Source organism: Aquiluna sp. (genome assembly GCF_965064355.1).
On the sequence record NZ_CBCHRQ010000081.1, the window covers coordinates 1 to 5,005 of the forward strand.

5 protein-coding genes are annotated in these 5,005 nt (G+C 54.2%); all 5 read right to left on the reverse strand.

Features of this window, described 5'->3' with window-relative positions; translation table 11 throughout:
* On the reverse strand, positions 1-404 hold a 404-nt coding region (locus AC128V_RS06535), incomplete at its 3' end, for a glucose-6-phosphate dehydrogenase assembly protein OpcA (RefSeq protein ID WP_482763870.1).
* A complete protein-coding gene (gene zwf / locus AC128V_RS06540; protein ID WP_482763874.1) occupies positions 401-1,882 on the reverse strand; it encodes a glucose-6-phosphate dehydrogenase in 1,482 nt (493 codons plus the stop codon). The genes AC128V_RS06535 and zwf, both read right to left, overlap by 4 nt.
* A gap of 35 nt (positions 1,883-1,917) precedes the next feature.
* Complete coding sequence (locus AC128V_RS06545; RefSeq protein WP_482763871.1) at positions 1,918-3,495, reverse strand: glucose-6-phosphate isomerase; 1,578 nt, start codon at positions 3,493-3,495, stop codon at positions 1,918-1,920.
* The gene (tal, locus tag AC128V_RS06550; protein WP_482763872.1) at positions 3,492-4,586 is read right to left on the reverse strand and encodes a transaldolase; all 1,095 of its coding nucleotides are present in this window, start codon (positions 4,584-4,586) and stop codon (positions 3,492-3,494) included. Before tal ends, AC128V_RS06545 begins: the two co-directional genes overlap by 4 nt.
* An 8-nt stretch (positions 4,587-4,594) precedes the next feature.
* The coding region (locus AC128V_RS06555; protein WP_482763873.1) for a transketolase-like TK C-terminal-containing protein at positions 4,595-5,005 on the reverse strand (411 nt) is incomplete at its 5' end.

Consider the following 5,005-nt stretch of genomic DNA (forward strand, 5'->3'; position numbering starts at 1 on the left):
CTCTGCGATGGGTTTGGATCGCATGAGGATGGCCACCAGGCCACAACCGGCGCATCTGGGAGCAGGAGTCCCATAACCAAGGATTCAGGGTTGCTAGCGGCCGCACCATGGGCTTTTAGGATTACCACCTCTGAAGCTCCAGCATCACCACCAACTCGTATCTCGGCATCAAGATAAGACGCTGCGCCTTGAGGTTCATCGTCATCGGCTAGCAAAATGATTCTCGAGGGGTGCAGCCGGCTTGCACTGTTTGCAGCCTTCACCGCCTCTTCGATGTGTGCGAAATCAGTTTCAATCAGCAGCGTCAGCACGCGACCAAGCGCTACAACGCCGCCGGATTCTCTAAGTTCCTGAAGCTTCTTGCCAATTTTGCTGGAAGTTGTGTTTGGCATATCGACGATCATGGACGCCTCCAGCTTCTGCCATCGCGCTCAAGCATCGAATCTGAGGACTCTGGCCCCCAGCTGCCAGGGGCATACTGCTGAGGTTGCCCTGAAGCCTCCCAGTGAGAAACAATCGGATCGAGGATTTCCCAGCTCAATTCCACCTCGCGCTGGCGAGGGAAAAGTGGCGGTTCACCCAAAAGAACATCCAGAATCAGACGCTCGTAGGCTTCCGGGGAGTCCTCGGTAAAGGCGTGACCGTAACCGAAGTCCATCGTGACATCTCGAACCTGCATAGCAGGACCTGGAACCTTGGAGCCAAAGCGCATGGTGACACCCTCATCAGGCTGGACGCGAATAACAAGCGCGTTTTCACCGAGTAGCGACATTTGATTCTGAGCAAAAAGCTGCTGACCTGCGCGCTTGAAGACGATAGCAATCTCAGTCACTCTTCTACCGAGTCGCTTGCCAGCACGTAAGTAGAACGGAGCACCTTTCCAACGCGGGTTATTGATATCAAGACGCATAGCTGCATAGGTCTCGGTCACTGAATCCGGGTTGATGCCTTCCTCACCTAAAAAGCCAAGCACCTCACTGCCACCCTGCCAGCCACCGGCGTACTGACCGCGCGCTGTGTGCTGAGAAAGATCGGAGGGGATCTCAACCTCAGCCAGCACCTGTTCTTTTGCGGCGCGAAGATCGGCGGCGTCAAAAGTTTCTGGGCGCTCCATGGCGGTTAGTGCCAGAAGCTGAAGCAGGTGGTTCTGAATTACATCTCTTGCGGCACCGATGCCGTCGTAGTATCCGGCACGGCCGCCAATGCCGATGTCCTCGGCCATGGTGATTTCAACGTGATCGATGTATTTCGAGTTCCAAAGTGGCTCAAACATTTGGTTGGCAAACCTAAGTGCCAGGATGTTTTGAACCGTCTCTTTTCCAAGGTAGTGGTCGATTCGGAAGACCGAATCCTCAGGAAAGACTCTTTCAACAACGCTGTTTAGTTCTTTAGCAGTTTGCAGGTTTGATCCAAATGGCTTCTCAATCACAACCCTGCGGAACTGTCCGGTGGCGGCTTGAGTGAGTCCGGCTGCCTCAAGTTGGTTCACAACCAATGGGAAATCGCGCGGTGGAATTGAGAGGTAGAAGGCGTGATTTCCAGCGGTTCCGCGTTCGCGGTCAAGCTCATCAACAGTCTCTCGAAGTTTCTTGAACGCCTCAGGATCATCATGACGACCAGCGACAAAACGAATTCCCTTGCTCAGCTGCTGCCAAACGTCCTCGGACCATGTAGTTCTAGCGTTTGCCTTTACTGCTTCATAAACAGTTTGTTCGAAGTCTTCTTCGCTCCAGTCGCGACGCGCAAAACCAACCAGCGAGAAGGCCGGTGGTAAAAGACCGCGGTTCGCCAGGTCATAGATGGCAGGTAGGAGCTTCTTGCGCGAAAGATCACCGGTAACGCCAAACATTATCAAGCCGGAAGGTCCGGCTATCTTGTGCATGCGGCGATCGAAGGGATCGCGGAGTGGGTTTTGGATCACGAAGCGATTACCTTCTTTAGTCTGTCCAGATCCGCCAGGGGATTGCTCACGCGAAGAGTCAGGACCGGAAGGCCATTGTCCTTCAGGACGTTTGCATCGCCGGCAGCCTGGGCCTGAATCAAACCTCCGAAGCTAAATGGGCGACCTTCGATCGCGAGATCGTTTGGGAAGTCTGAGGTTAGCTGCAGGAATACACCTTGCTTTGGGCCACCCTTGTGGTACTGACCGGTGGAGTGCAAGAACCTTGGGCCCCAACCAAAGGTAACTGGTCGTCCAGTTCTTTTTGCAAGTGCATCCCTGAGGGTTTCCAACTGTGGATATGCCATGCGATTCAGATAGGCGTGCACCGAGATGTAGCTCGCATCATCCACGAGATCTAAAAGCTGTTCAACCGCAGAATCCAAAGTGGAGCCTGATAGCTCAAAGCCAAAGCTTTTGACAGCGACATTGCCGTCAACAAAATCGACCTCGGTCGATGCTGCGGGGGAGTCGAGCAGGGCCCTGGCAGCAATCTTTGCGCTTTCGACATTTGGCTGGTCAAAGGGATTGATTCCCTGCAGGTATCCGGCGATTACGGTCGCATACTTCCAAAGCAAAAACAACTCGCCAAGGCTCCCGCTAAAAGCTGCGTCGGTGTTGCCGACCGCTTCAGCGCCAAAGCGAATCAGCAGGGTGTCGGCTGGCAGGTTTGAGATTTCAGGAGCCGCTACTGTCACGACAACCGGAAGGATGCCCTTATCTTCCTTGCCAGAAGATTCTGCGACCAACTGCTCAACCCAGTCACCAAAGCCATTTAGACCATCGCACTCAATCAAGAACTTGTCCTTGAGGCCAGAGCCATTTACTGAGCGGCCCAGCAGCGCACCTAGCCACAGACCCGGGTTATCGCTCGAGTCGGAACCGAGTAGGGCTGATGCTGAAATTGCAGAGCTTAGAAGTTCGGTCACATCGGCTCCGGCAAGCCCAGAAGGCACAAGACCAAACGCAGTCAACGCGCTGTAGCGACCTCCAACATTCGGGTCGGCATTAAAAACGCGATAACCGGCCGCACGACTTGCTACATCTAGCGGAGAGCCGGGATCGGTAACAATCACAATGCGCTCGGTAGGGTCGATTCCCGCTGCCTTGAATGCAGCTTCAAAGGCACGCTTCTGCGAGTCGGTCTCAACGGTCGAACCAGACTTAGACGACACCACAACTGCAGTTCTCTCGAGGTGAATCAATGCGGAAGCGACCTGATCAGGAGCAGTTGCGTCCAGCACTACAAGGTCAACATTTGCGTTCTTAGTGATTACCTCAGGGGCCAGTGAGGACCCGCCCATGCCGCAAAGTACAAAGCGGTTGACGCCCTTGGCAGAAAATTCATCGCGCAAGGCAAAAATCTCTGGGAGAAGTGCCTGCGAGTCACGAGCACTGGTGATCCAACCCAATCGAATTGAAGCCTCGGCTTGCGCAGCTGCACCCCAAAGCGAGTCGTCTTTCGAAGCGATTCGCGATGCAACTGAGGCTGCAATTAGGTCTTGGACCTCAGATTCAAGGGCCGCCTGATTGCCAGCAGAGAGGACTAACTTCACTTAGAAGCCTCCAAGGCCTGCGCGACTGACTCAACAAGTTCGTTCCAGGAGACGATGAACTTGTCAACGCCTTCCTCTTCCAGCAGGTTGGTTACAGCAACTATGTCTACGCCAGCAATCGCCAATTCAGCCATGAACTCATGAGCTGCAGGGATTAGCGAGGTGATGGAATCCTGTGGCACAACTCCGTGGTCAAAGGTTGACATCATGGTCTTTTCCGGCATGGTGTTGACCAGGTTCTTTGCAATCAACTCGGTGACATAAAGGGTGTCTGGAAGGGCCGGGTCCTTGACGCCGGTGGATGCCATCAGCGGACGCTGGTAGCGAGCACCGCTGGCTTCCAACTCTTTCCACTCATCACTTGCGGTGCGCTCTAAGAACGCAGCATATGCCAGGCGAGCATTAGCCAAAGCGGCCTTGCTCTTGAGCTCAGGCTTACCAAGCGCGACCAAGCGCTTGTCTACCTCGGTGTCAACACGTGAGACAAAGAATGATGCGACCGAGTGAATTTTGCTTAGGTCTTTGCCATTGTTCTTTGCCTGGCGAAGCCCCTCGAAGTAAGCATCCATAACTTCGTGGTAGCGCTCTACCGAGAAGATCAAGGTCACATTGACGCTAATTCCAGCCGCAGTCACAGCGGTGATGCCGGGTAATCCGGCCTTGGTCGCAGGAATCTTGATCATCACGTTCTCGCGGTTTACCAGTTTGTAGAGATCAAGTGCCTGGGAAATGGTTGCATCGGTGTCAAAAGCTAGTCCCGGTTCAACCTCGATAGAAACTCTGCCGTCAACGCCATTTGAACTGTCGTAAATGCCGCGGAAGAGATCGCAAGCTGCTGCCACGTCAGTTGAGGTGATGTTCACAATTGCCTGCAGGGCATCGTGACCAAGAGCTGCTTCCTCAGCCAGAGCCTTGGAGTAGAAAGGGTCCTTTAGGGCAGCGGCAAAAATGCTTGGGTTGGTTGTTACACCGCGGACGCTGTAGTTATCGATTAGGTGCTTTAGGTTTCCCGATTCGATTCGCTCACGTGATAGGTCATCCAGCCAGATTGACACGCCGTTGGCGGTTGCAGTTGCAAGTGGGTTAGTCATCTTGGCTCCTAGCGTGATTTCTTTGCAGCAGCAACGACTGCCTCGGTGGTGATTCCAAATTCGCGGTAGAGGGTCGCGTAGTCCGCAGATGCACCGTAGTGGTCGATACCGATGCTTGCGCCTGCGTCGCCGACGTACTTTCTCCAGCCCATTGTCAGGCCAGCTTCGATTGATACTCGAGCCTTGACCGACGATGGCAAAACGCTCTCGCGGTATTCCGCAGATTGCTCTTCGAACCACTCGATACATGGAGCGGATACCACTCGGGTGCTGATGCCCTGTGCCTCGAGCTCGGTGCGAGCCTCAACGGCAAACTGCACCTCGCTACCGGTAGCAATCAAAATCACTTCTGGCTTAGAGCCCGATGCTTCTTGCAGAATGTAAGCGCCCTTGGCAACCTGGCTTGCGCCAGCACTTGC